Origin of the sequence: Streptomyces sp. NPDC051133 (assembly GCF_040682635.1) — a bacterium.
Lineage (GTDB): Bacteria > Actinomycetota > Actinomycetes > Streptomycetales > Streptomycetaceae > Streptomyces.
This window is the reverse complement of the sequence record NZ_JBFBBK010000007.1, coordinates 1-23,353: the sequence shown is the minus strand read 5'-3', so window position 1 is coordinate 23,353 and position 23,353 is coordinate 1. Positions and strand designations below refer to the sequence as shown.

The window sequence follows — 23,353 nt, the reverse complement described above, 5'->3', positions numbered from 1 at the left end:
CATGCGAAGGAGAGGGACAGCGGCCGGCGGACGCAAGCCGGCCGCGGCGGGCGCCGCACTGGCGCTGAGCGGAGCGGGCGTCCTGCTGGGCCTGGCCGTGGCGCCCGCGCAGGCGGCCGAGGTGGCGTACGCCACCCACTGCGTGCCGCCCGCGGGCATCAGCCCGGTCGACGGCACCACGAAGGTCGAGATCACCGCCCCGGCCACCGCGAAGGTGGGCGACACGGTGGACGTCGTGTGGAAGTTCGTCCAGGCCGCGTCGAAGAACCCCGACATCATCGACCTGCCCGCCAACTCGGTGCAGCCGTCCGGCGTGCTGAAGGCGGCCGGGGCGCAGACCGCCGACGTCGCGATGCAGGGGACGCGCACGAACCCCGCGATCCCCAAGGGCGGCGACATGGTGCTGTCCGACATGAAGGGCAGCCTGAAGCTGACGGCGGCCGGCGAGGTGACGCTGACGCCGGACGCGTACACGGTCAACGCGATGTCGACGGACACCAAGTGCACGCCCAAGGAGACCGTGCAGAAGGCGGCGACGATCCAGGTGACGGGTGGCGGCGGCGGCTCGTCCAGCGCGCCGCCGACCGGGTCGGGGAGCCCCACGGGGTCGGCCTCCCCGACGAGCGGCGGGTCCGCGTCCGCCTCACCGTCCACCTCCCCGTCCGCGAGCGGCGGCAGCGGCCAGACCGACTTCACCGGCAAGGAGGTGCAGATCCCGTACGCCTGCAAGACCCCGATCGGCGACAAGAACGCGACCTCGCCGGTGCAGATCAACGCCAGGAAGAACGGCGGGAACTTCGACCTCACCGTGCAGTTCAAGAAGTCGGTGATGAACAGCCCCGCCGACATCCCGAAGGACTCCGTGAAACCGTCGATGGAGGTGGTCCTCGGCGGTGCCGACAAGGGCACCGTGCATGTGGAGGGGCCGACCAACCCCGCCCCCATCAAGTCCGGCGACCCCATCGACATACCCGACCTCACCGGCACCTACAAGCCCGGCGCGAGCGGCAGCTCGACGCTGTCCCCGGGCGTGCTGACGGTCAAGGCGCTGGGGACGACGACCACCTGCACGCCGACGAAGACGCAGGTCTCGCTCACCCTGGACACCAGCAGCCAGCCGGGCAGCGCGTCCGGCTCCACATCCACCTCGGGCGGCACGACCGGTGGCGGCGGCAGCACCTCCGGCTCCGGCGGGCTCGCCGAGACGGGCGCGAGCGACCACGGCGCCCTGATGGCCCTGGGCCTGGTGGCCGGCACGGCGATCCTGCTGGGCGGCGCGGTGTTCACCTTCCTGCCCGGGCGCAGGACACGCTGATCCGCCCCTGACGCCGAGAGGGCCGCGGAGCGCCGAGAGGGCCGCTCGACGCCGAAAGGGCCGCCGCACCCCAAGGGTGCGGCGGCCCTCCGCCGGCCGAGACCGGGTGACGGCCGGAGCGGCCGTCGAGGCGACTAGTGGACGTCGCCCATCATCTTCTTCACCTTGTTGCGGTACATCCACACCGCCACACCGGCGATCACGGCGAGCACGGCCTCCAGGGCCACGAAGCCCATCTTGTCGAGGTTGACCCCGCCTATGGCCGGGTTCGACACCAGGGCGGTGACGGAGTCGCCCGCGGTGACCGCGAGGAACCAGACGCCCATCATCTGGGAGGCGTACTTCTTCGGCGCCATCTTCGTCGTCACGGACAGACCCACCGGCGACAGCGTCAGCTCACCGACGGTCTGCACGAAGTAGATCGCGACCAGCCACATCGCCGCGGCCTTGTGACCGCCCTCGGCGATCGACAGCGGGGCGAGGAAGAGGAAGAAGGACGCACCGATCAGCACCAGACCGGAGGAGAACTTCACGATCGTGCTCGGCTCCTTGCCGCGGCGGTTCAGCCACAGCCACAGCCAGGCGAAGACCGGCGCGAGCGCCATGATCATGACCGGGTTGACCGACTGGTACCAGGAGACCGGGAACGTCCAGCCGGCGATCGAGTTCTTGGCCGAGCTGTCGGCGAACAGCGACAGGGTCGAACCACCCTGGTCGTAGATCATCCAGAAGACGGCGGCGGCGACGAAGAACCAGATGTACGCCGACACCTTGGACTTCTCGGCCGCGTCCAGGTCCTTGTCCCGGCGGATGCGGGCGATGACCATGATCGGGATGATCAGGCCGATCAGCGTGAGCGGGATCAGCGCCCAGTTCAGGGTGAAGTGACCGGTGCCGCCGACGACGCCGTAGAAGACCGCGGCGATGACCAGCCAGATCAGGCCCTTGCGCAGGGTCGCGGACTTCTCCGCGGGGGTCAGCGGGGTGGGGACCTCGCTGCTCTTCGGGTTCAGGTGGCGGCCGCCGAGCAGGTACTGGGCCAGACCCAGCGCCATGCCGAGCGCGGCCAGCGCGAAGCCCAGGTGCCAGTTGACGTTCTCACCGACGGTGCCGATGACCAGCGGGGCGGCGAAGGCACCGAGGTTGATGCCGATGTAGAAGAGGGTGAAGCCACCGTCGCGGCGCGGGTCCTCGGGGCCCTTGTAGAGGTGGCCGACCATCGTGGAGATGTTGGCCTTCAGCAGACCCGAACCTATGGCGACGAGACCCAGGCCGACGAAGAAGCTCGCGGCCACGGGCAGCGCGAGGCACAGGTGGCCGAGCATGATGATCACACCCGAGACGGCGACCGTCTTGCGGGGGCCGAGCACGCGGTCGGCGAACCAGCCGCCGGGCAGGGCGAGCAGGTACACGAGCGACACGTACACGGAGTAGATCGCGGTCGCCGTGCCCGCGTTCAGGTGCAGGCCACCCGGGGCCACCAGGTACAGCGGGAGCAGGGCCCTCATGCCGTAGTAGGAGAAACGCTCCCACATCTCGGTCATGAACAGAGTGGCCAGGCCGCGGGGGTGGCCGAAGAAGGTCTTCTCGGAGCCGGGGGTGCCCGGGCGGACCGAGTCCTTCGTCAGGCTGGACGCCATGGTCGTTCCTTGCTGGTCGGGACGCGCTGTGGAGCGCTGCGCGCCCGGTGGGGGTGCGGCCGGCACCGGCAGGGTCGGACGTCCACCCCCACGCCCAGGGGGAGTCCGACCTCCGGGTCTCGGAAGCGGCGGACGGCGACCACCGGGATCCACGCCCGACGCATGCTTGCGTCCGAGCCCGGCCAGAGGTCATTCCTTTCAAGGCTGATCTTGATCAGCCCGCACACAAAAGAGACCTTCAGCGTCAAGTGCCCGCCAAAGGTCCCCGGGTGTACTACAGGCGTTCACGTCACTGTACGGCAGGACACTGCCGGATATGGAAGGACTTGAGACGCGGATCACAGGTGTCGAAGGAACCGCACGACGGAATTCGAAGGTCTCTCCTGCGATCGCATCTCCAGACCAATGGTTCGTACCAGCAGGTCGTGAAGGTAAGAATCCCTGGAACCGATCACACCCCAGCACTGAGCACGGGCGGTCTACCATCACCTCATGACCCGTGTACTGCTCGCCGAGGACGACGCGTCCATCTCGGAACCGCTGGCCCGCGCCCTGCGCCGGGAGGGTTACGAGGTCGAGGTGCGCGAGGACGGACCCACCGCACTCGACGCCGGGATGCAGGGCGGCGTCGATCTGGTCGTGCTGGACCTCGGCCTGCCCGGCATGGACGGCCTGGAGGTCGCCCGCCGACTGCGTTCCGACGGCCACACCGTGCCGATCCTCATCCTGACCGCGCGGGCCGACGAGGTGGACACCGTCGTCGGTCTGGACGCGGGCGCCGACGACTACGTCACCAAGCCCTTCCGGCTCGCCGAACTGCTCGCCCGGGTGCGGGCGCTGCTCCGGCGCGGTTCCGCCGAGCCGCAGCAGCCGCCGGCCACGCACGGCGTGCGGATCGACGTCGAGTCGCACCGCGCGTGGATGGGCGACGAGGAACTCCAGCTCACCGCCAAGGAGTTCGACCTGCTGCGGGTGCTGGTGCGGGACGCCGGCCGGGTCGTCACGCGCGACCAGCTGATGCGCGAGGTCTGGGACACCACGTGGTGGTCGTCCACCAAGACCCTCGACATGCACATCTCCTGGCTGCGCAAGAAGCTCGGCGACGACGCGGCGAACCCCCGCTACATCGCCACCGTGCGAGGCGTGGGCTTCCGCTTCGAGAAGAGCTGAGCCGCACCCGGGTACCAGCGATCACCTCAGGTAACGGAACATGCGCCGACGTCTCATCCAGTCCACCCTCGCCGTCGTCCTCGTGGTGATCGCCGTCTTCGGCATCTCGCTGGTGATCGTCGAGACGCGGACCATCAGCAACAGCGCCCAGGAGCGGGTGGACTCCGAGGCGGTGCGGCTGGCCAGCATCATCGACAGCCGGATCCTCGCCGCGGAGAAGGTCAACGCGGACGTCCTGCGCAACCCGGTCAGCAAAGAGCAGTACGCGGTGATCCGCATGCCGGGCCGGCCGCCGATCGAGATCGGCTCCCGGCCGCAGGGCGATGTGATCCACGCCTCGCAGCAGGGTGAGGAGGGGGAGACGGTCACCGTGCAGGAGCCACGCTCCGCGGTGACCCGTGAGGTCGGCCGGACCCTGCTGATCATCGGGCTGGTGGCACTGCTCGCGGTGGTCGCCGCCGTGCTGCTCGCCGTACGCCAGGCCAACCGGCTCGCCTCCCCGCTGACCGACCTGGCGGAGACCGCCGAGCGCCTCGGCTCCGGGGACCCGCGCCCCCGCCACAAGCGGTACGGCGTCCCCGAGCTGGACCGGGTCGCCGATGTGCTGGACTCCTCCGCCGAGCGGATCGGGCGCATGCTCACGGCCGAGCGGCGCCTCGCGGCCGACGCCTCCCACCAGCTGCGCACCCCGCTGACCGCGCTGTCCATGCGGCTGGAGGAGATCACCCTCACGGACGACCCGGAGACCGTGAAGGAAGAGGCGAACGTCGCGCTCACCCAGGTCGAGCGGCTCACGGACGTGGTGGAGCGGCTGCTGACGAACTCCCGCGACCCGCGGACCGGCTCCGCCGTCACCTTCGACCTCGACGAGGTCATCCAGCAGCAGCTCGCCGAGTGGCGGCCCGCCTACCGCAGCGCCGGCCGGGCCATCGTCAGCTCGGGCAAGCGGCATCTGCAGGCCGTCGGCACCCCGGGCGCGGTCGCCCAGGTGCTGGCCGCCCTGATCGAGAACTCGCTGATGCACGGGGGCGGCACGGTCGCCCTGCGCACCCGGGTCACCGGCAACCAGGCCGTCGTCGAGGTCACCGACGAAGGGCCCGGCGTCCCGGCCGACCTCGGCGCGCGGATCTTCGAGCGGACGATCAGCGGACGGAACTCCACGGGCATCGGCCTGGCCGTGGCCCGTGACCTGGCCGAGGCGGACGGCGGCCGGCTGGAGCTGCTGCAGACCCAGCCGCCGGTGTTCGGCCTCTTCCTCTCCCGCACGCCCCCGGCCCGCAAGCCGGACGAGGAGCTGCCGACGGTCCGCTGACCGGCGGCTACGGCACCCGCTGGGACTTCGGCTCGGGCTCGTTCTGCGGCTTCCTCGCCTCCGCCACCAGGATCGTCTCCGCCTCCTGGGAGGGCATGGCCCGGAACACCCAGGTGCGGTAGGACCAGAAGCGGAACAGGGTCGCGACGCCGATGCCGAGGAACTTGAAGACGTTGCTCTGCAGCGGGCTGTCCCAGCCGAGGCCGTAGGTCGCCAGGTACAGCACGCCGTTCTCGATGACCAGGCCGATCGCGCTGAAGAGCAGGAACAGCGTGAGTTCCTTGGTGCGGCCGTGCTTGTCACGGTCCCGGTACGTCCAGTAACGGAAGCCGACGTAGTTGAAGACGATCGCGACGACCGTCGCGATGATGCTGGCGCGCACGACCGGCAGCGTGGAGACGTGCCGGACCAGGTTGAACACGCCGAGATTGACAAGGACGCCGGCACCGCCGACGGCGCCGAACTTGGCCACCTCGCGTACGAGCCGTTGCAGCCCCGAGGAACGAGGTTCCATGGCTGTGCAGCTCCCGTCGGTAGGTTTCGTCAACCCGGCCATGCTATCCAGGCCGACCCCCCGGCGCCTGTGCACAAGGCCAAGGCTCGGAAACAGGTCGGAAAGAGACCGGAAAGGGACGGGTAAGACGCGGTGAGAGGGACGCGATCCGGCCGCCCCGGCGTGGCCGATACGCTAGGGGTGTGACGTTCCCGGTAGTCGGCATGGTCGGCGGGGGGCAGCTCGCGCGTATGACGCACGAAGCGGGCATCCCGTTGGGCATCAGGTTCAAGCTTCTCAGTGACACCCCTCAGGATTCCGCGGCGCAGGTCGTGAGCGATGTCGTCGTCGGCGACTATCGCGACCTGGACACGCTGCGCGAGTTCGCGCGCGGTTGCGATGTGATCACCTTCGATCACGAACATGTACCCACCGAGCACCTCAAGGCCCTGGAGGCGGACGGCATCCCCGTGCGCCCGGGGCCCGACGCACTGGTGCACGCCCAGGACAAGGGGGTGATGCGCGCCAGACTCGACTCGATCGGCATCCCGTGCCCACGGCACCGGATCGTCGCCGATCCCGCCGACGTGGCCGCGTTCGCCCGCGAGGGCCTCCCGGAGGGTGCGCGGGGCGACGGCTTCCCCGTCGTCCTGAAGACCGTCCGCGGCGGCTACGACGGCAAGGGCGTGTGGGTCGTGGACTCCGTGGAGGAGGCCGCCGACCCGTTCAAGGCGGGCGTCCCGGTTCTCGCCGAGGAGAAGGTCGACTACGTCCGCGAGCTCGCGGCCAACGTCGTACGCTCCCCGCACGGCCAGGCCGTCGCCTACCCGGTGGTCGAGTCCCAGCAGGTCAACGGCGTCTGCGACACCGTCATAGCCCCCGCGCCCGGCCTCGACGAGGACCTCGCGCTGCGCGCCGAGGAGATGGCCCTGACCATCGCCAAGGAGCTGGGTGTCGTCGGGCACCTCGCGGTCGAGCTGTTCCAGACCCGCGACGGCCGCATCCTCGTCAACGAGCTGGCGATGCGCCCGCACAACTCCGGTCACTGGACCATGGACGGCGCGATCACCTCGCAGTTCGCCAACCACGTCCGCGCCGTCCTCGACCTCCCGCTCGGCGACCCGCGCCCGCGTGCGAAGTGGACCGTGATGGCCAACGTCCTCGGCGGCGACTACCCGGACATGTACTCCGCGTACTTGCACTGCATGGCCCGCGACCCCAAGCTCAAGATCCACATGTACGGCAAGGACGTGAAGCCCGGCCGCAAGGTCGGACACGTCAACACCTACGGCGACGACCTGGACGACGTGCTGGAGCGCGCCCGTCACGCAGCCGGCTACCTGAGAGGCACGATCACCGAATGAGCCCTGTTGTTGGCATCGTCATGGGGTCGGACTCCGACTGGCCCGTCATGGAGGCCGCCGCCAAGGCCCTGGACGAGTTCGAGATCGCCTACGAGGTGGACGTCGTCTCCGCACACCGCATGCCGCGCGAGATGATCACCTACGGCGAGCAGGCCGCCGACCGGGGGCTGAAGGTGATCATCGCCGGTGCGGGCGGCGCCGCCCACCTGCCGGGCATGCTGGCCTCGGTCACCCCGCTGCCGGTCATCGGCGTCCCCGTGCCGCTGAAGTACCTCGACGGCATGGACTCGCTGCTGTCGATCGTGCAGATGCCGGCCGGCGTCCCCGTGGCCACGGTCTCCGTGGCCGGTGCCCGCAACGCCGGTCTCCTCGCGGCCCGCATGCTCGCCGCGCACGACGAGGACCTGCTGCACAAGATGCGCGACTTCCAGCAGGACCTCAACGACCAGGCCACCGAGAAGGGCAAGCGGCTGCGCTCCAAGGTCGAGGGCGCGAGCGGCTTCGGCTTCGGGAAGTGACCGCGATGACGTCACTGGAGGAGGCCCGGGAACTGCTGCGCGCGTTCCCCGTCGTCGACGGTCACAACGACCTGCCCTGGGCGCTGCGCAAGCACGCCGGCTACGACCTCGACGTGCTCGACATCGCCGGGCACCAGGGCGAGCGCCTGCACACCGACCTCCCGCGGCTGCGCGAGGGCGGGGTCGGCGCGCAGTACTGGTCGGTGTACGTGCCCGCGGACCAGCCGGAGCCGGTGGCGGCGACGCTGGAGCAGATCGACTGCGTCCGGCAGCTGCTGGCCCGCTACCCGGCGGACCTGGCGCCCGCGCTGGCCGCCGCCGACATGGAGCGGGCACGCCGGGACGGCCGTATCGCCTCCCTGATGGGCGCCGAGGGCGGCCACTCCATCGCCAACTCGCTCGGCACCCTGCGCGGCCTGTACGCGCTCGGCGTGCGCTACATGACGCTCACCCACAACGACAACGTGGACTGGGCGGACTCCGCGACCGACGAGCCCAAGGCCGGCGGTCTCACCGCCTTCGGCCGCGAGGTGGTCCGGGAGATGAACCGGCTCGGCATGCTGGTCGACCTCTCGCACGTGGCGGCGACGACGATGCGGGACGCCCTGGACGCGACCTCCGCGCCGGTGATCTTCTCCCACTCCTCCGCCCGGTCGGTGTGCGACCACCCCCGCAACATCCCCGACGACGTGCTGGAGCGGCTGCCCGGCAACGGCGGCGTGGCGATGGTGACGTTCGTGCCGAAGTTCGTGCTCCAGGCGGCCGTCGACTGGACGGCGGCGGCCGACGACAACCTGCGCGCCCACGGCTTCCACCACCTCGACACCAGCCCCGAGGCGATGAAGCTGCACCGCGCGTTCGAGGAGCGCACCCCCCGCCCGGTCGCCACGGTGTCCACGGTGGCGGACCACCTGGACCACATGCGCGAGGTGGCCGGCATCGACCACCTGGGCATCGGCGGCGACTACGACGGCACCGCGTTCACCCCGGACGGCCTCGACGACGTCTCCGGCTACCCGAACCTGCTCGCCGAGCTGCTGGACCGCGGCTGGTCCCAGGCCGACCTGGCCAAGCTGACCTGGCAGAACGCGGTACGGGTGCTGGGCGTGGCCGAGGACGTGGCCCGTGACCTTCAGGCCACCCGGGCGCCGTCCCTCGCCACCATCGAGTCGCTGGACGGCTGACGGTCCAGGGCGGGGTAGTCGTTGTAGCCGGCGGCGCCGCCCACGTACATGAAGTAGCGGTCCCGGACCGGGTTGAGCGGGGCGCCCAGGCGCAGCCGTTCGACCAGGTCCGGGTTGGCGAGGAACGGCCGGCCGAGCGCCACCAGGTCCGCGCCCGCCGCCAGCATCTCCCGCGCGGCCCGGGTGACGGCCTCGGTGGTCAGGCCGGTCAGGTCCGGGTTGCCGATCAGGGTGCCGGGCCAGTCGGCGCGGATCCGCCGGTACCAGCCGGCCCCCGGGTCGGAGCGCACCAGGTGCAGGTAGGCGAGGTCCAGGCCCTTCAGACGGTCCAGGAGCGCCGCGTAGAGGGCGCCGGTGTCCTCCTCCAGGACGCCGTTGACGGTGGACGCGGGGGAGACGCGGATGCCCACCCGGTCCGCGCCGATCGCGTCGGCCACCGCCTCGGTCACCTCCGCCGCGAACCGCACCCGCCGTGCCGCGGAGCCGCCGTAGCCGTCCGTCCGGCGGTTGGTGTTGTCCGCGAGGAACTGGTGCAGCAGCATCCCGTTGGCCGAGTGCACCTCCACCCCCTCGAAGCCCGCCTCGACGGCCCGGCGCGCGGCGGCGGCGAAGTCGGCGATCGTGGCGCGGATGTCGTCCGCCGTCATCTCGCGGGGCACGGCGGCCGGCCGGTGCCCGCCCGGCGTGAAGATCGTCTCCGGCAGCGGGATCGCGGAGGGCGCCACCGGGGTCAGGCCCGTGGTCGCCGGATGGCTCACCCGGCCGCCGTGCTGGAGCTGCAGGAACATCCGCCCGCCGGCCGCCCGGACCGCGTCGGTGACCTGCCGCCAGCCGGCCGTGTGCCGGTCGGTGTGGATCGCGGTGATGTCGGGGTACGTCTGCCCGGCCGCGTTCGGTGTCGAGCCCTCGGCGATGATCAGCCCGGCCGAGGCGCGCTCGGCGTAGTGCGTGACCATCAGGTCCGTCGGGGTGCCGTCGGCTTCCGCGCGATTGCGGGTGAGCGGGGCCATCACGAGGTGGTTCGGGAGCGCCAGCCGGCCGAGCCGGGCCGGGGCCAGGAAGTCCGTTGTCTGCGTCATGCCGGAACGGTAGAACTTGACACTGATGTCAGAATCAAGCCCTCTTCGGGGAGGTGGCGGATGCGCATCGGTGAACTGGCCCGGCGCACGGGCGTGAGCGAGCGGTCGCTGCGCTACTACGAGACCCAGGGCCTGCTCACGGCCGAACGCACCCCCGGCGGGCACCGCGACTACCCCGACCGGGCCGTCGACCGGGTCATCCGGATCCAGGAGCTGTACGCGGCCGGGCTGCACAGCGACAAGATCCGGCAGCTGCTGCCCTGCATGCGCGACCGGGACGGCGGCCCCTCCGCGGTCGCCACCCCCAGGCTGGTCGCCGACCTCACCGCCGAACGCGACCGCATCGACCGCATGATCGCCGATCTGGAGCGGTCCCGGGAGACGCTGGACGAGGTGATCCGCACCGCCCGCGAGGCCTGACCGGGTTACCCCCGAACGCCCCACTCACCAGGGAGGTCTCCTCCGCTCCGTGCGACCGTGGCGATACGCCCGCCGCATCACGACGTAGCTCACGACCGACGTAGCCCACGCTCACGACCGACGTAGCCCACGACGTACGGAGCCGCCATGGCCGACCTCCAGGACGACATTCCCCGCACGACCGAGGCCGGCGAGGGCGACGACCTGCCGGACGACCCCTTCCCTGACGACCCCTTCCCGGACGTTCCCTTCCCGGAGGCCGCCCCCCGCTCCGCGGACGAGGCGCTGGAGCGGGCCCACGCGCTGCTCACCGCCCACCCGGTCGCCGACGGCTACAGCGGACTGCCCTGGGCGCTGCGCCGGCTGCCCTGGTGCGACCTGGAGCGGGGCGAGGCCGCCCTCGCCACCGATGTGCCCCGGCTGCGCGAGGGCCGTGTCGGCGCGCTGTTCTGGTCGCTGCACCTGCCGGAAGAGCCCGGCGGCGACCGTGTGGTGACGGCGACCCTGGAACAGGTGGACCAGGCGCGCTCGGTGATCGACGGCCACCCGGAGGGCCTGCGCCTGGTGCGCACCGCCGGGCAGATCATCGACGCCCGCAACCACGGCCGGGTCGCGGTGCTGCTGGGCCCCGCCCACGCCGGCGCGCTCGGCGGCTCCCTGGGCGTCCTGCGCATGCTGCGCGCCCTCGGGCTGCGCGTGCTCACCCTCACGGGCACGGACTGGGCGGGCGCGGCGGGGCTGACCCGGTTCGGTGAGGAGGTGGTGGGCGAGATGAACCGGCTGGGTGTCCTCGCCGACGTCTCCGGCGCCTCCCAGGCCACCGTGGAGCGTGCCGTGGCCCTGTCCAGGACCCCGGTGCTGTGCACCCGCTCCGCCGCCCGCGCCCTGCGCCCGCATCCCGCCAACCTGCCCGACGAACTGCTCGCCGCGCTGGGCGAGGCCAAGGGGTTGTGCATGGTGCCGCTGACCGCCGAGCAGACCGGCCCGACCGTCCGGGACGTCGCCGACCACCTCGATCACGTCCGCGACGTGGCCGGCCCCGAGTGCGTCGGCCTGTCCGGCACCTACGGCTCCGGCGCCACCCACCCCCGCGGCCTCGCCGACACCTCCCGCTACCCGCACCTGATCGCCGAGCTGCTCCGCCGCGGCTGGTCCGAGGCCGAGCTGGCCCTGCTGACCTGGGGAAACGTGCAGCGGGTGGTGCGCAGCGCCGACTTCGGCGCCCGCCTCACACAGCACCGCGGGGAGGGGGCCCGGGCGAGGACCACCGAGCCGGACGCCTAGAACCTCTCCCCGCCCGCGGCACTACGCCTCGTCGATCCGGCACAGGCAGAAGGGATGCCCGGCCGGGTCGGCGTACACCTGGAAGTCCTTCTTCTCCCGGTCCTCCAGGTCCAGCGGGCCGGCACCCAGCGCGAGCACCCGCTCATGGGCCGCGTCGATCTCCGCCCAGGTCCGCCCCGCGTCGAAGTCGAGGTGGAACTGCTGGCCGTCGCGGTCCGCGCGCGGCCACTGGGGCGGGGTGTGCCCCTCGGCCCGCTGGAACGCCAGCCGCGGGCCGTCCGGCACCCGCAGTACGACCCAGTCGTCGTCGTCCGCCTGCGGGGTGCCTCCCGCCACCGCCGCGTAGAAGGCGGCCAGTGCGTGCGGGTCGGGACAGTCGAGCACGACGGAACGCAAACGGGCGACGGACGCCATGATGTCCTCCCTCTCAGCAGGCGCAGAGACAGAACGGGTGCCCCGCCGGGTCGGCGTAGACACGGAAGGTGCGCTCGCGGTCCTCCGCGTCCAGCGGCTTCGCGCCCAGCTCCAGCACCCCCTTCTCGGCCGCGTCCAGGTCCTCCACCACGAGGTCCAGGTGGAACTGCTGCGAGCCGTCCGCCGACGGCCACACCGGCGGCACATGCTCCGGCGCCCGCTGGAAGGCCAGCGCCGGGCCGCCGGGCGACCTCAGGTCCACCCAGTCCTCGTCCCCCTCCACCGTGCCGCCCAGCACCCCGGCGTAGAAACCGGCCAGCGCATGGGGATCGGGACAGTCCAGGACCACGACACCGAGCTTGGCGACAGCCATGACTACCTCCTTGAGTTACCTGTAGAGACGGGTAACCGGTAACGGTTACTGCATGCTCCCCCATCGGGGGTAACGTCGCAAGCATGAGTGAGAGATCGGCCGCCCCCGCAGGCCTGGCGCTGGTCGAATCGCTGGTCAACACGCTCGACCTCGAAACGGGACACGACGCGCTCGACACGGCGGACGGCCGCGCCCGCTTCGCCCTCACCGAGGCGGAACTGGACGGGGCCCGGGAACTGCGCGAGTCGCTGCGCGCCGTGCTCCTCGCGCACGCCGGGCACCCCCCGCACCGCACGGTCACCCCCCTGGGCGACCTGCTGGCGCACGCCCCGCTGCTCGTCACCCTCGACGACGACGGCACGGCCGCCCTCGCACCCGCCGACGCGCGCCCCCTGCTCTCCCGGGTCGCCGCCGCCGTCGCCGGGGCGCTCGTCGCCGGCACCTGGACCCGGCTGAAGGCCTGCGAGGCCGACACCTGCCACTGGGCGTACTACGACCGCAGCCCCGCCGGACGCGGCCGCTGGTGCTCGATGCAGGTGTGCGGGGCGCGCGCGAAGATGCGGCGCTACCGGGCGAAGGGGACGTGAGCCGCCCGGACTTGGTGCAGAATGCGGAAAGACGCCGGTTCGGCCGACTGAGCCTCGGCCGAACCGGCGTCGCCACGTGCGTCTGCTACGCGGTGGGCCGGCCCATCGCCCGGTACGTCCACCCGGCCCGCCGCCACAGCTCCGGGTCCAGGGTGTTGCGCCCGTCCAGGATCAGCCGGGCCGCCGCCACCTCACCGAGCGCCGCCGGGTCCAGCTCGCGGAACTCCCGCCACTCGGTCAGGTGCAGCACCACGTCCGCACCGCGCACGGCCTGCGCCGCCGAGTCGGCGTACCCCAGCGTCGGGAACACCTTGCGGGCGTTGCCCATGCCCTTCGGGTCGTACACGGTCACCTGACCGCCCTGGAGATGGATCTGCCCGGCCACGTTCAGCGCGGGCGAGTCACGGACGTCGTCCGAGTCCGGCTTGAAGGTGGCACCGAGCACCGCGACCCGCTTGCCGAGGAAGGAACCGCCGCCCAGCGCCTCCCGGGTCATCTCCACCATCTGACCGCGCCGGCGCATGTTGATGGAGTCGATCTCGCGCAGGAAGGTCAGCGCCTGGTCCGCGCCCAGCTCGCCCGCCCGCGCCATGAACGCCCGGATGTCCTTCGGCAGACAGCCGCCGCCGAAACCGATCCCGGCCCGCAGGAACTTGGCGCCGATCCGGTCGTCGTGCCCGATGGCCTCCGCGAGCCTGGCCACGTCACCGCCCGCGGCCTCGCACACCTCCGCCATCGCGTTGATGAACGAGATCTTCGTCGCCAGGAAGGAGTTCGCGGCCGTCTTCACCAGCTCGGCGGTCGGGAAGTCGGTCACCACGAACGGCGTGCCCTCGCCGACCGGGGTCGCGTACACCTCCCGCAGCAGCTTCTCCGCCCGCTCGCTGCGCACCCCGACCACGATCCGGTCCGGGTGCAGGGTGTCCTGGACCGCGAACCCCTCCCGCAGGAACTCCGGGTTCCAGGCCAGCTCGGCGTCCCCGCCGGCCGGCGCGTGGTCGACCAGGTACGACGCCAGCCGGTCGGCCGAGCCCACCGGCACGGTCGACTTGCCGACGACCAGGGCCGGGCCGTGCAGGTGCGGGGCGAGCGAGGCGATGGCGGAGTCGACGTACGACATGTCCGCCGCGTAATCGCCGTGCCGCTGCGGGGTGTTCACGCACACGAAGTGCACGTCGCCGAAGGCCCCGATCTCGGCCCAGTCCGTGGTGAACCGCAGCCGCCCGGTGGACCCCTCGAAGCCCGCCACGTGCCGGCGCAGCAGCTCCTCCAGCCCCGGCTCGTACATCGGTGTCTCGCCGCGCTCCAGCATGGCGATCTTCTCGGGCACGACGTCGAGTCCCAGCACCTCGAAGCCCAGCTCGGCCATGGCCGCGGCGTGGGTGGCGCCGAGATAGCCGGTGCCGATCACGGTGATCTTCAGGCTCATGGGGTGCGCTCCAGATCGGGTACGTCGGTGATGCGGAGCCGAGCATAGTCGGGCCGCCCACCGGGCAATTTCCCCGCTGTCGCGTACCTCACGTAGGCGTCCCACGGGCGGCCCTCTAAAATTTGAGTTACTTAACGGTAATTAGCGTCAGTATCACTGCGTCTTTGGAGCGTGAGAGACCGTGGCCGGAACGGCTGACTTCGACCTGTACCGCCCGTCCGAGGAGCACGACATGCTCCGCGACGCCGTCCGCGCCCTGGTCGAGGCGAAGATCGCGCCGTACGCCGCGGCGGTGGACGAGGAGGCCCGCTTCCCCCAGGAGGCGCTGGACGCCCTCGTGGCCAACGACCTGCACGCGGTGCACGTCCCCGAGGAGTACGGCGGCGCCGGCGCCGACGCGCTCGCCACGGTCATCGTGATCGAGGAGGTGGCCCGCGCCTGCGTCTCCTCCTCCCTCATCCCGGCCGTGAACAAGCTCGGCTCCCTGCCGGTGATCCTCTCCGGCGGCGAGGAGCTGAAGAAGAAGTACCTGACCCCGCTCGCCAAGGGCGACGGGATGTTCTCGTACTGCCTCTCCGAGCCGGAGGCGGGCTCGGACGCGGCCGGCATGAAGACCAAGGCGGTCCGTGACGGAGACCACTGGATCCTCAACGGCGTGAAGCGCTGGATCACCAACGCGGGCGTCTCCGAGTACTACACGGTGATGGCCGTGACGGACCCCTCGAAGCGCTCCAAGGGCATCTCCGCGTTCGTCGTCGAGAAGTCCGACGAGGGCGTCTCCTTCGGCGCCCCCGAGAAGAAGCTCGGCATCAAGGGCTCCCCGACCCGCGAGGTCTACTTCGACAACGTCCGCATCCCCGCCGACCGCATGATCGGCGAGGAGGGCACCGGCTTCATGACCGCCATGAAGACCCTGGACCACACCCGCATCACCATCGCCGCCCAGGCGCTCGGCTGCGCCCAGGGCGCCCTCGACTACGCCAAGGGCTACGTCCAGGAGCGCAAGCAGTTCGGCAAGGCGATCGCCGACTTCCAGGGCATCCAGTTCATGCTCGCCGACATGTCCATGAAGATCTCGGCGGCCCGCGCCCTCACCTACCAGGCCGCCGCCGCCTCCGAGCGCGGCGACGCCGACCTCACCTACCTGGGCGCCGCCGCCAAGTGCTTCGCCTCGGACGTGGCCATGGAGGTCACCACGGACGCGGTCCAGCTCCTCGGCGGCTACGGCTACACCCGTGACTACCCGGTGGAGCGCATGATGCGCGACGCGAAGATCACGCAGATTTATGAGGGCACGAACCAGGTCCAGCGGATCGTGATGGCGCGGAACCTGCCTTAGCAGGGTTTTTGCAGGTCAGGAGCTGTTTCGAAGGTCCGGAGGGACGCCCTAGGCTTTCTGTCCGTTGCGGCCTGATCAGGGCCGTTCCCGGGCGTCATGCTGGGGGAATCCTGGGCAGATGCCGGGCTGAAAACGGCCACTGACCTGCACAAACAACACAGCCCCCGGCCCGACGTCGGGGGCTGTTGTCGTACGCGGATCAGGCGACCTCTGATCCCTCAGTCGGGTCGTCGGCGCCGGGCGTCAACATCGTTGCGATGGCGGCCCGGCCACGCTGCTCGGCCCCTTCGAAGATGTAGTGGTAGTGCTCCCTCAGCACGTCCGTACTGCTGTGGCCCATCCAGTCGGCCACGTCGTTCTCGGGGACTCCGGCGTACAGCAGTCGCGACCCGTAGTAGTGCCGGAGTGAGTGCGCCTTGCAGTACTTCACCTGTCCCTTGCCCAGAGCCTCCATCCAGATCTTCGGGTAGAAGTACGACGCGTAGAGGTAGCCAGTCCGCGTCACGTTGGGGAAGAGAAGTCGCTCCGGCCCCCATACGCCGTGGTTCTTGATGTGCCGCCGTAGCTCGACTTTGACGGCCTGGAGGAGCAAGACCTGTCCGGCTACCGAGAGCTGTGGGGCCGGATCAACACCACCGGAAGGTGACAGCGGTAGCCGCTTCAGGGCGTCCCCCGCATGTGTCGCATTTATTCAGAGCAGTGGAGGAGCGATCCTCTGGGGCCATGCACACTCGGCGGTGTGCCTCTGGCACGGCCTACACGGCCGGGCAGTTCCCAAGTCGTTACGGGGCTCTGCGGAAACCTCCCTGTGAGATGACAACGTAGAGAAACACTCCTCCTCTTGCTCTCTGCTGATCTCGTTCACAGTGGGGGGTAAGGGGGGCAGTGTCTTCTCTTACGTTGTCCTCTTGTGAGGTGTAGGGCCGCCCCCAAAGCGGCCCTCTTCACTTGGATTCTCAGTCAGAGAATTTTAGGTCAAGTGGAGTGATAGTCGACTCTGTGGCATCACCAGATTTCTTCACCCCTCAGCCACCCAGGGGCCCTGTCTTTTGCTCTTCTTGTTACTCACTCGAATGCTTGGGGGAACCATGTATGACCCTGAGAAGGGAAAATCTCGACGTCTCAGTTTGGGAATCACCGTCAAGGAGCTAGCCGATCAAATCGGGTGCAGCACCCAGGCTGTCTACCAGTGGGAGCGTGGTGAGCGTAAGCCGAGCCTGACTACGTTCGTGGTCATTGCTCATCACCTCCGGATTCCGATCGCTTCCCTGGTCGAACAGGCCGGAGGGGATGAGAACTCCGCCCCGGTCTGCTCGGTGGCCTCCTGTGCGTGTTCTCCGCCATGCTGCCGGAAACCCGAGTTCAGCGCGGTTCCGGTTCCATGCCGCTCATGCTTCATGTCCTGCTCTGCGGTGGCACCGGTGAGGGCAAGGGGCAGTCGTGGGGCATCGCTGAGTCCATTGCCCGGGACGCCAACCGAACCTTCATGACCGGCAATGTGATTCACGGTGTGGTGGGCGGCGCGGGACTCATTCAGGCAGTGGCTGACTGCGGAGAACACGCCCTGATCATCGATACCGAGTACGCCCGTGTCCTGCGGGCCGGACGCAGACAGGCCAACCTCTCTCAGGTTCTCCGTGATCTGTGGGACGGTGCGCCCGTCGCCACGTCCAGGGCCAAGGATCCCGTCCAGGTGGACGCTCCCCGAGTCGCGATCATGGGGCACATCACGCCGGAGGAGTTTTCGGCGAACCTCTCAGGAACCGACCGAGACGGCGGATCTTACAACCGGCTGTTGACCCTGCCCGTGTCTCAAGTCTGCTGGCTCAGCGAGCGGGAGCGCATGCCCGCACACCTGGTCCCGGAGGCAGGCGAACTCTTCGCGAGGGCCGTCCGGTTCGGACAGCGCGTTAACACGGTCACCTTGGCCGATGACGCCTACGACGTGGCCGACACGATCCGACAGGACCTGTTGAGCAAGGCCCGTGAGTCGGAAGATCTGAAGCCGTTCGCCGCACGCTGCAATGAGCAGGTACGCCGGATCGCCGCTCTGTTCGCGCTGTTTGACCTGCGCCCTGAGATCACCGCTGATGACCTGCACGCAGCGGCCTCCCTGGTCACGTACGCCATGAACACGGTGGAGGCCATCGCCGCCGGAAGCGGGAGCAAGACCAGGAAGTGTCAGCCGCTCAGCCTCGCGGAGAAGGTCCGGGCCAGGATCGAACTTCATGGAGGATCGGCCACGTCCTCGCAGATTCTCCCGTACGTGGGAGCGACGGCCGCTCAGGTCCGAGCACTTCCGGAAGTCGTCGTGACTGTGGAACGGTCGGGGAAGAGCGGTCGGCCGGCCACCGTTTTCACACTCCGCGGTGACGATTCCGAGTCCGAGCCAGAACCGGTCTCCCATTCTTCCGCCCCCATGCCGGCCGCAGCAGAACGGGAAGCGCGGCGGCCCACCGTCGTCCGCCTGGACGCCTACCGTCCAGAACCGAAAAAAGATCCAGAACTGACGACCCGCCAAGGGCCCCCGGAACCGCTGGATGAGAACCCGTTCCGTGCTCTGCTCTAGCCAACCAGTCAACCCCGCGCACCCCACTGGGCTTCCCGCAAGACTTGGCACCTCTCCACCCGCCGCACAAGCACCCCTCACCTCACCTGGTGTAGGGGTGTTTGTCCGGCTTCGTCGCGGAGTAGCCAGACAGAGTCTGGAAGGCCTGACCTGCAGGTCCCGCACGCATTAGACTTCCCATTCACCACAGTTTGCGCAGGGGGGAGGCGGCATGCCTGACTGGGCGGCGCTTATTGGGACGGCGGCGTCAGGCTTTATTGTCGGGATGACGGCGGCTTGGCGTATCGCTTCAGTAGAAGCCACGAAGATCTGGGTGGAGGATCTTCGTCACCGGTTCCAGGTGAAAAAAGAGGACCGCGAAAAGCAAAAGGAAATTAGGCACAATCAGCTCGACGAGGAGCATGCGCGAGAACGTGCGCGGAACGAGGACAAGCGTAAGCGGCGGGGTACGGTACTAAAGGAACTGCAAGCTTCCCTTACCACCGCGAGACAAGCCAGCAACGTATATGTCTATCGTCTTGACATAGACGTGGCAAGAATGACGGGAGACGCGGCCGCCCACGCGCAACTTCAGCAACAATGGCAGGAGTATCTTCAAGTTTTGGCCACCCTTAGGGGGCACCTTACGAAGCTTGCCGTACTTGGCGTGCCTGTCAAATCCGATGCGGACTGGAATGAGCCCACGCAGCATCAAATTAAACAGCTTATTGATCATCTGAGTCGGCAAGCGGAAACCTATGCTAGCGGCGGGTAGGCGTCGGCACCCTTTTCGTATAGCGGAGTGGCTCTGTGTCGCAGCCGGCCAGCGCGGAGCGTGGGCGGAACCGAGCAACGGTCGTCAGTCTGGGAAGGGAGCAGTCCCGGAGCCCGCCCCCGAGCCGAAGCAGTCGGAACCGCACGTTGAGTTGAACCCCTATTGCTCCTTCGTCGTTCGACTACCTCATGGGGCAGGCCAGTTCAGGTTTTGAGTGATTCGGGGAGCACGTCACCACTGCCAGGGACAGATACGACGGACGTTCGAGGTAGAAGCCGTACGACACATCAGCACCCGAGTGCAGTTGTTCGGCAGCGGCGTTCACCAGTCGGGCCAGGCGCGTGGTGTCTCGGTCTCTTTCCGATGCGAACCGGGGGGTGTACTCGGACAGACGCTCACCGAGCCAGGCCGCCGCTTCCTTCGCCTCATCCCACGTGCCCCGAACCAGTGAACGGGGCTTGACTAGCCAGTACGCCGTTTCCAGCGGCGGGAGATCCGACGTGGGGAACTCTGCGGCCACCTCGCGGTAACGAAGGATCAGTTCCGGCCTGCTTCCTGTCGGGGGCGGATCTGAATGAGGGGGCCGCCGTAGGGCTTCATTGTCGAAGCGGTCTTTCGGGCCGGTCCATAGATAGCCGTGGTGGTGCACCAGTCGTTCCCTTCCGAGGAGTGCCAGCCGGGCCGGACCCAGGGACAGGGGGACCCGGCCTGGCTGGCGGGAGGGGGAGGATCAGACGTTCAGGCCGAAGCGCGCCGGGTCGATACCGGCCGCGTCCAGTTCCTCCGTGGTGAACCGCAGCGGTTGAGCGTCCGGCCGCTTGCTGTCACCCAGGGCCCAGGCGTCGTCACCGATCCGCGCCAGGGTCACGCACCCTTCGGTGCAGGGGCCGCCGCATGCCTTCACGAACGACGCCCCGTTGATGTCGAGCGCGTACAGATCACTTCCGTCCAGCATCACTTCACCTTCCTGCTCAACTGATCACGGCCATGACTGACCGTCGCCGCCCATACCGGGCGGGAGTTCAGGGATTCCACCGCAGGAGCGGTGTGTCACTCGGCGCGAACGACCATGGCGAACGAGGTCCGGATGCGCCGGAAACCGGCGTGCCCGGACCGGCCCGTGTGGCTCATGCACTCCACGTCGACGGAGGCCGAGTCATCGGCGGGAGTCGCCTTCCAACCGCAGTGCAGACACTCGGCCTCGAACGTCACGTCCGTGTCGGGATGCTCGATGATCCGGTGCATGACGTACCGCATGGCCGCTCTGACGCTCACAGCCCACCCCCACGGCTCCGCGCGTTGGCTGCGGCGACTCTGCCGCTCAGTCCCGCTGATGGGCTATTCGGCGGGGGCTTGTAGTCAGGACACTTCGGGGTCCCGCACTCGCACCGAGGCCAGTGCAAAGCCGAACTCGGCGCCAGGTCCGCGCCTTCGGGGCCAGGGTCGCTCTTCTGCACCATGAGCACGCCGCCGACGCCGAACGCTCCGGAGAGACGGGAGAGGAACTGTCGGGCCTCACTGCTGCCCAGATGATCAGCCGCTTCGGTCCTATGTGCCTTGCTGTCGCTCACCATGGCCCCCATCTTCGGCGGCCCACGATTGCGCCTCTAGTCTGTTTCCTGTTCCCGCAAAAAGTCGTTGCGGATGCTTTCGATCAGATCCCGCATTTCGTCGCCGGCCAGCGCGGCTCGCGCGAATCCTTCGAACTTATCAACGTAGAGACTCACATCTCGCGGGTCCGTAACGACGACTTCGGCATGGACGGTTTCAACCGTCACCATGCGGTCGTCACGGATGACGAAGGCATGATTTGCGATGTCATGTTGCTGAATTCGCAGAGGGACTATCCGGATGTCCACGTGGGAGAGCCGCGAAATGGAGACGATGCGATCAAGCTGAGCGGCCATCATCTGCGGTCGCACGATGCGCCAGCGCAGAACAGGTTCGGTGATGATGAACCGGAGCGACTTTGCGTTGTCGTAGAGAACCGCTTGCCGTTCGAGTCGCCCATTGATCGTTCGCGTGAGTGCGTCTTCACTCAGATTGTGCCGTTGCAGAATGGCCCTGATGTACTCGGGCGTCTGGAGCAGGCCCGGAACGAGCGCGGGTTGAAACAGCCGCAGTACAGACATCTGGGCTTCCAGAGCCTTGGCGGCCTGCTGGCCCTTGTGGACCCCGATTCGCTTGAGCAGGCGCCACGCCGTCGCTTCCGTCGCTGACGCGCGTGCGGCTTCCGCGTACTCCGCTTTGACCTCGTCCGAGACACCGATGGCGGTCAGGATGCGCTCTACGTCCGCCGCGCTGGGTGCCAGCTTCGCATTCTCGATCTTGGACAGCTTGGACGGAGACATGAGGGCGCTGCGGGCCACCGCTTTGGCTTCCTTGCCGGATGCCACTCGCAGCGCCCGCAGCGCGGCTCCAAGCTGTGCTCTGTTCACGTCCCGTACTTGGCCCACCATTCGGTGAACGGTTCCGCGTGCGCGAGAGCCGCATCACGGTACCGCGTGAATTCCGCTGTTCGTTCCGGCGGTAGCACTTCCGATCCCAGGTACTTTCCGCTTCCGTCGTAGTTCATCACGGCCACGGATTCGGAGTCGAAGAACCAGAAATCCGGAACGTTCTCCAGGGGGTTGGGTTTGTCGGTGATGTCGAGGATGAAGAACTCTTCACCCCCGCTCGCATTCTTGTGGTAGCCCCAGCCGAGTTCGAACCTGAGATAGTCCGTGAGCGGGCGGGACAGGATATGGACCCGGTATACCCGCTTCCCCTTCTCGGTGTGCGAGCGTAGTTCTTCGATCCAGCCTGCGTTGTAGTCGTCTGGCTGTGGCTCCCCGGCCAGGAATGCCTGATAGGCGTCGACGCTCCCGGACTTGCTGTAGTCGTCCAGGGTCTCCAGCCGGAATGCCTCGCGCTCGAATGCCTCGAAGAGCTCGCCGAGGGTCCTAGATGAGGTTGTCACGGATGGCCTTCTGGATCAGTTCCATCGGGATCTCGAGCAGGGTTTCGTGCGCGGGAATCTGAAGCCCGTGGTCGGTCGGCGTCTCGCCCTGTACCAGGAAGGTGCCACGATCCGTGGCGTAGATCGTCGGGCAGTCCTTGATGTCGCACGTGCTGACCAGCTTGGTGACCTTCATGGTCTGGGTTCCCCTCTCCCGTGCCGCTGCCAGTACCCCGCATCTGGGTTGATGCTCCCGAGGGCTGTGCGCACCGGTCAAGCGATCACGGTTGACGGAACGGGAAACCGCGTAACCTGCGCCCGGCCTGCTCGTACGCGGCGCGATTGGTGGTGGTGCCTCCAGCTCGCCTCCTGCCTGCGGAGACTGTTTACGATCATGGGGAAATGCTGGGGAGGCCCCTTCCGGGAGGGGTGTTCTGTGCAGGCCAGAGCCGTATGGCCTGTAAAGCACCCAGATTTATGAGGGCACGAACCAGGTCCAGCGGATCGTGATGGCCCGCAACCTGCCGTAACGGCGGCGGTACGGCTCTTTGGGAAGGCGCCCCCCGCGGGGCGCCTTTCCGCTGCCTGGGCGCACCTCCCGACCGGTCGGTCACATGCGGGGCGGCCCGGGGGGACGTAGGACGGAAGCACACGGGACCCCGTCCCGGTCCCACGCCCCCCTAGGAGGAGCCATGGCCCAGCCCGGAACGATGACCCCCATGACCCAGCAGATGCAGGACTGCGTCAACGCCTGCATGGCCGCGCACACGATGTGCGAGGAGTCCATGAGCTCCTGCATGCACATGGGCGGTCAGGCCCAGATGCAGATCATGCGTGCCCTCATGGACTGCTCCGAGACGACCCGTATGTGCGCCGACATGATGATGCGCCGCTCGCCGATGTCGGGCGAGATGTGCGCGATGTGCGCCAAGGCGTGCGACATGTGCGCCGAGGCGTGTATGACGATGCCGGACGACCCGCAGATGATGCGCTGCGCGGAGGCGTGTCGCCGCGCGGCGGAGATGTGCCGCGCGATGGCGGGCGTCAAGATGTGAGGTCCGCCCGAACGCGCGCGAGGGCACCCCGTGGTCGAGGTCGGCCGCGACGTGACCGACATCCGCATCGGCGACCGGGTCAGCGGCGAGGGCCACCTGGTGTGCGGCAAGTGCCG

General features: G+C 68.8%; 26 protein-coding genes and 2 pseudogenes. 15 read left to right on the top strand and 13 right to left on the bottom strand.

The features are described 5' to 3' along the window. Nucleotide 1: 1 nt before the first annotated feature. Nucleotides 2-1,315 carry a hypothetical protein gene (locus AB0N17_RS10030; RefSeq protein ID WP_366010863.1) on the top strand — a complete coding sequence of 438 codons (1,314 nt, stop codon included), beginning with the start codon at nt 2-4 and terminating at the stop codon, nt 1,313-1,315. Between the two features lie 134 nt (nt 1,316-1,449). On the opposite strand, the gene AB0N17_RS10025 is transcribed toward AB0N17_RS10030, so the two are convergent. Next, on the bottom strand, nt 1,450-2,955 hold the full coding sequence (locus AB0N17_RS10025; protein ID WP_366010702.1) for an oligopeptide:H+ symporter: 1,506 nt from the start codon (nt 2,953-2,955) through the stop codon (nt 1,450-1,452). A gap of 492 nt (nt 2,956-3,447) precedes the next feature. On the opposite strand from AB0N17_RS10025, the gene AB0N17_RS10020 reads away from it, so the two are divergent. Further along, nucleotides 3,448-4,125, top strand: coding sequence for a response regulator transcription factor (locus AB0N17_RS10020; RefSeq protein WP_366010701.1), 678 nt, complete (start codon nt 3,448-3,450; stop codon nt 4,123-4,125). A gap of 40 nt (nt 4,126-4,165) precedes the next feature. Further along, complete coding sequence (locus AB0N17_RS10015; RefSeq protein WP_366010700.1) at nt 4,166-5,437, top strand: ATP-binding protein; 1,272 nt, start codon at nt 4,166-4,168, stop codon at nt 5,435-5,437. Nucleotides 5,438-5,444: 7 nt separating this feature from the next. On the opposite strand, the gene AB0N17_RS10010 is transcribed toward AB0N17_RS10015, so the two are convergent. Next, nucleotides 5,445-5,951, bottom strand: a complete 507-nt coding sequence (locus AB0N17_RS10010; RefSeq protein ID WP_366010699.1) for a GtrA family protein — start codon at nt 5,949-5,951, stop codon at nt 5,445-5,447. A 182-nt stretch (nt 5,952-6,133) separates the two neighbouring features. On the opposite strand from AB0N17_RS10010, the gene AB0N17_RS10005 reads away from it, so the two are divergent. Genes AB0N17_RS10005 through AB0N17_RS09995 form a run of 3 tightly spaced genes read left to right on the top strand, consistent with a single transcriptional unit; the run spans nt 6,134 to nt 8,996 of the window. Then, complete coding sequence (locus AB0N17_RS10005; RefSeq protein ID WP_366010698.1) at nt 6,134-7,294, top strand: 5-(carboxyamino)imidazole ribonucleotide synthase; 1,161 nt, start codon at nt 6,134-6,136, stop codon at nt 7,292-7,294. Continuing rightward, nucleotides 7,291-7,812, top strand: coding sequence for a 5-(carboxyamino)imidazole ribonucleotide mutase (purE, locus tag AB0N17_RS10000; RefSeq protein ID WP_073901377.1), 522 nt, complete (start codon nt 7,291-7,293; stop codon nt 7,810-7,812). The genes AB0N17_RS10005 and purE overlap by 4 nt, the downstream gene beginning before the upstream one ends. 5 nt (nt 7,813-7,817) lie before the next feature. Continuing rightward, nucleotides 7,818-8,996 carry a dipeptidase gene (locus AB0N17_RS09995; protein WP_366010697.1) on the top strand — a complete coding sequence of 393 codons (1,179 nt, stop codon included), beginning with the start codon at nt 7,818-7,820 and terminating at the stop codon, nt 8,994-8,996. On the opposite strand, the gene AB0N17_RS09990 is transcribed toward AB0N17_RS09995, so the two are convergent. Next, entirely contained in the window at nt 8,945-10,075 is a 1,131-nt protein-coding gene (locus tag AB0N17_RS09990) for an alkene reductase (RefSeq protein WP_366010696.1), read from the bottom strand. The two genes, AB0N17_RS09995 and AB0N17_RS09990, sit on opposite strands and share 52 nt — an antisense overlap. A 60-nt stretch (nt 10,076-10,135) precedes the next feature. Here AB0N17_RS09990 and AB0N17_RS09985 point away from each other — a divergent pair, with 60 nt between their 5' ends. Next, on the top strand, nt 10,136-10,495 hold the full coding sequence (locus AB0N17_RS09985; protein ID WP_366010695.1) for a MerR family transcriptional regulator: 360 nt from the start codon (nt 10,136-10,138) through the stop codon (nt 10,493-10,495). A gap of 147 nt (nt 10,496-10,642) precedes the next feature. Then, complete coding sequence (locus AB0N17_RS09980) at nt 10,643-11,779, top strand: dipeptidase (RefSeq protein ID WP_366010694.1); 1,137 nt, start codon at nt 10,643-10,645, stop codon at nt 11,777-11,779. Nucleotides 11,780-11,800: 21 nt separating this feature from the next. Here AB0N17_RS09980 and AB0N17_RS09975 read toward each other — a convergent pair whose 3' ends face one another. Beyond that, nucleotides 11,801-12,193: a VOC family protein gene (locus AB0N17_RS09975; protein WP_366010693.1), complete on the bottom strand. Its 393-nt coding sequence runs from the start codon at nt 12,191-12,193 to the stop codon at nt 11,801-11,803. Between the two features lie 13 nt (nt 12,194-12,206). Beyond that, entirely contained in the window at nt 12,207-12,566 is a 360-nt protein-coding gene (locus tag AB0N17_RS09970; RefSeq protein WP_366010692.1) for a VOC family protein, read from the bottom strand. An 83-nt stretch (nt 12,567-12,649) separates the two neighbouring features. On the opposite strand from AB0N17_RS09970, the gene AB0N17_RS09965 reads away from it, so the two are divergent. Continuing rightward, a complete protein-coding gene (locus AB0N17_RS09965; RefSeq protein ID WP_366010691.1) occupies nt 12,650-13,153 on the top strand; it encodes a CGNR zinc finger domain-containing protein in 504 nt (167 codons plus the stop codon). An 85-nt stretch (nt 13,154-13,238) separates the two neighbouring features. Here the strand turns inward: AB0N17_RS09965 and AB0N17_RS09960 are convergent, their stop codons facing one another. Further along, entirely contained in the window at nt 13,239-14,582 is a 1,344-nt protein-coding gene (locus AB0N17_RS09960) for a UDP-glucose/GDP-mannose dehydrogenase family protein (RefSeq protein ID WP_366010690.1), read from the bottom strand. Between the two features lie 181 nt (nt 14,583-14,763). Here AB0N17_RS09960 and AB0N17_RS09955 point away from each other — a divergent pair, with 181 nt between their 5' ends. Then, on the top strand, nt 14,764-15,921 hold the full coding sequence (locus tag AB0N17_RS09955) for an acyl-CoA dehydrogenase family protein (protein WP_366010689.1): 1,158 nt from the start codon (nt 14,764-14,766) through the stop codon (nt 15,919-15,921). A gap of 199 nt (nt 15,922-16,120) precedes the next feature. On the opposite strand, the gene AB0N17_RS09950 is transcribed toward AB0N17_RS09955, so the two are convergent. After that, entirely contained in the window at nt 16,121-16,426 is a 306-nt protein-coding gene (locus tag AB0N17_RS09950) for a tyrosine-type recombinase/integrase (RefSeq protein ID WP_366010688.1), read from the bottom strand. A 568-nt stretch (nt 16,427-16,994) separates the two neighbouring features. Here AB0N17_RS09950 and AB0N17_RS09945 point away from each other — a divergent pair. The 3 genes and pseudogenes from AB0N17_RS09945 to AB0N17_RS09935 form a co-directional block, all read left to right on the top strand. Next, nucleotides 16,995-17,174 (top strand): annotated as a pseudogene (locus AB0N17_RS09945) (helix-turn-helix transcriptional regulator); the annotation flags it as partial. 77 nt (nt 17,175-17,251) lie between these two features. Then, nucleotides 17,252-18,490: a DUF3987 domain-containing protein gene (locus AB0N17_RS09940; protein WP_366010687.1), complete on the top strand. Its 1,239-nt coding sequence runs from the start codon at nt 17,252-17,254 to the stop codon at nt 18,488-18,490. A gap of 211 nt (nt 18,491-18,701) precedes the next feature. Further along, the gene (locus tag AB0N17_RS09935; RefSeq protein ID WP_366010686.1) at nt 18,702-19,244 is read left to right on the top strand and encodes a hypothetical protein; all 543 of its coding nucleotides are present in this window, start codon (nt 18,702-18,704) and stop codon (nt 19,242-19,244) included. A gap of 181 nt (nt 19,245-19,425) precedes the next feature. On the opposite strand, the gene AB0N17_RS09930 is transcribed toward AB0N17_RS09935, so the two are convergent. The 6 genes from AB0N17_RS09930 to AB0N17_RS09905 all read right to left on the bottom strand — a co-directional run bounded on the left by AB0N17_RS09930 (nt 19,426) and on the right by AB0N17_RS09905 (nt 22,378). Beyond that, nucleotides 19,426-19,893 carry a hypothetical protein gene (locus tag AB0N17_RS09930; protein WP_366010685.1) on the bottom strand — a complete coding sequence of 156 codons (468 nt, stop codon included), beginning with the start codon at nt 19,891-19,893 and terminating at the stop codon, nt 19,426-19,428. An 81-nt stretch (nt 19,894-19,974) separates the two neighbouring features. After that, nucleotides 19,975-20,199: a DUF397 domain-containing protein gene (locus AB0N17_RS09925; protein ID WP_046427928.1), complete on the bottom strand. Its 225-nt coding sequence runs from the start codon at nt 20,197-20,199 to the stop codon at nt 19,975-19,977. A gap of 95 nt (nt 20,200-20,294) precedes the next feature. Continuing rightward, a complete protein-coding gene (locus tag AB0N17_RS09920; RefSeq protein ID WP_250404821.1) occupies nt 20,295-20,519 on the bottom strand; it encodes a hypothetical protein in 225 nt (74 codons plus the stop codon). A 332-nt stretch (nt 20,520-20,851) separates the two neighbouring features. Beyond that, entirely contained in the window at nt 20,852-21,682 is an 831-nt protein-coding gene (locus tag AB0N17_RS09915) for a helix-turn-helix transcriptional regulator (RefSeq protein WP_366010684.1), read from the bottom strand. Next, nucleotides 21,679-22,203 carry a DUF6879 family protein gene (locus AB0N17_RS09910; protein ID WP_366010683.1) on the bottom strand — a complete coding sequence of 175 codons (525 nt, stop codon included), beginning with the start codon at nt 22,201-22,203 and terminating at the stop codon, nt 21,679-21,681. The genes AB0N17_RS09915 and AB0N17_RS09910 overlap by 4 nt, the downstream gene beginning before the upstream one ends. Further along, entirely contained in the window at nt 22,187-22,378 is a 192-nt protein-coding gene (locus AB0N17_RS09905; protein ID WP_366010682.1) for a hypothetical protein, read from the bottom strand. The genes AB0N17_RS09910 and AB0N17_RS09905 overlap by 17 nt, the downstream gene beginning before the upstream one ends. A gap of 496 nt (nt 22,379-22,874) precedes the next feature. On the opposite strand from AB0N17_RS09905, the gene AB0N17_RS09900 reads away from it, so the two are divergent. Both AB0N17_RS09900 and AB0N17_RS09895 read left to right on the top strand, forming a co-directional pair. After that, nucleotides 22,875-23,237: a four-helix bundle copper-binding protein gene (locus tag AB0N17_RS09900; RefSeq protein WP_366010681.1), complete on the top strand. Its 363-nt coding sequence runs from the start codon at nt 22,875-22,877 to the stop codon at nt 23,235-23,237. A 30-nt stretch (nt 23,238-23,267) separates the two neighbouring features. Then, a pseudogene (locus AB0N17_RS09895) lies at nt 23,268-23,353 on the top strand (alcohol dehydrogenase catalytic domain-containing protein); the annotation flags it as partial.

What these genes read in the sequence shown, in the direction of transcription:
- AB0N17_RS09980 (WP_366010694.1), top strand. Translation starts at nt 10,643, where the DNA reads ATGGCCGACCTCCAGGACGACATTCCCCGCACGACCGAGGCCGGCGAG.
- AB0N17_RS09900 (WP_366010681.1), top strand. Translation starts at nt 22,875, where the DNA reads ATGGCCCAGCCCGGAACGATGACCCCCATGACCCAGCAGATGCAGGAC.
- AB0N17_RS10015 (WP_366010700.1), top strand. Translation starts at nt 4,166, where the DNA reads ATGCGCCGACGTCTCATCCAGTCCACCCTCGCCGTCGTCCTCGTGGTG.
- AB0N17_RS09965 (WP_366010691.1), top strand. Translation starts at nt 12,650, where the DNA reads ATGAGTGAGAGATCGGCCGCCCCCGCAGGCCTGGCGCTGGTCGAATCG.
- AB0N17_RS09970 (WP_366010692.1), bottom strand. Translation starts at nt 12,566, where the DNA reads ATGGCTGTCGCCAAGCTCGGTGTCGTGGTCCTGGACTGTCCCGATCCC.
- AB0N17_RS10030 (WP_366010863.1), top strand. Translation starts at nt 2, where the DNA reads ATGCGAAGGAGAGGGACAGCGGCCGGCGGACGCAAGCCGGCCGCGGCG.
- AB0N17_RS10025 (WP_366010702.1), bottom strand. Translation starts at nt 2,955, where the DNA reads ATGGCGTCCAGCCTGACGAAGGACTCGGTCCGCCCGGGCACCCCCGGC.
- AB0N17_RS09995 (WP_366010697.1), top strand. Translation starts at nt 7,818, where the DNA reads ATGACGTCACTGGAGGAGGCCCGGGAACTGCTGCGCGCGTTCCCCGTC.
- AB0N17_RS09935 (WP_366010686.1), top strand. Translation starts at nt 18,702, where the DNA reads ATGCCTGACTGGGCGGCGCTTATTGGGACGGCGGCGTCAGGCTTTATT.
- AB0N17_RS09925 (WP_046427928.1), bottom strand. Translation starts at nt 20,199, where the DNA reads ATGCTGGACGGAAGTGATCTGTACGCGCTCGACATCAACGGGGCGTCG.
- AB0N17_RS10020 (WP_366010701.1), top strand. Translation starts at nt 3,448, where the DNA reads ATGACCCGTGTACTGCTCGCCGAGGACGACGCGTCCATCTCGGAACCG.
- AB0N17_RS10010 (WP_366010699.1), bottom strand. Translation starts at nt 5,951, where the DNA reads ATGGAACCTCGTTCCTCGGGGCTGCAACGGCTCGTACGCGAGGTGGCC.
- AB0N17_RS09975 (WP_366010693.1), bottom strand. Translation starts at nt 12,193, where the DNA reads ATGGCGTCCGTCGCCCGTTTGCGTTCCGTCGTGCTCGACTGTCCCGAC.
- purE (WP_073901377.1), top strand. Translation starts at nt 7,291, where the DNA reads ATGAGCCCTGTTGTTGGCATCGTCATGGGGTCGGACTCCGACTGGCCC.
- AB0N17_RS09960 (WP_366010690.1), bottom strand. Translation starts at nt 14,582, where the DNA reads ATGAGCCTGAAGATCACCGTGATCGGCACCGGCTATCTCGGCGCCACC.
- AB0N17_RS09985 (WP_366010695.1), top strand. Translation starts at nt 10,136, where the DNA reads ATGCGCATCGGTGAACTGGCCCGGCGCACGGGCGTGAGCGAGCGGTCG.
- AB0N17_RS09990 (WP_366010696.1), bottom strand. Translation starts at nt 10,075, where the DNA reads ATGACGCAGACAACGGACTTCCTGGCCCCGGCCCGGCTCGGCCGGCTG.
- AB0N17_RS09905 (WP_366010682.1), bottom strand. Translation starts at nt 22,378, where the DNA reads ATGAAGGTCACCAAGCTGGTCAGCACGTGCGACATCAAGGACTGCCCG.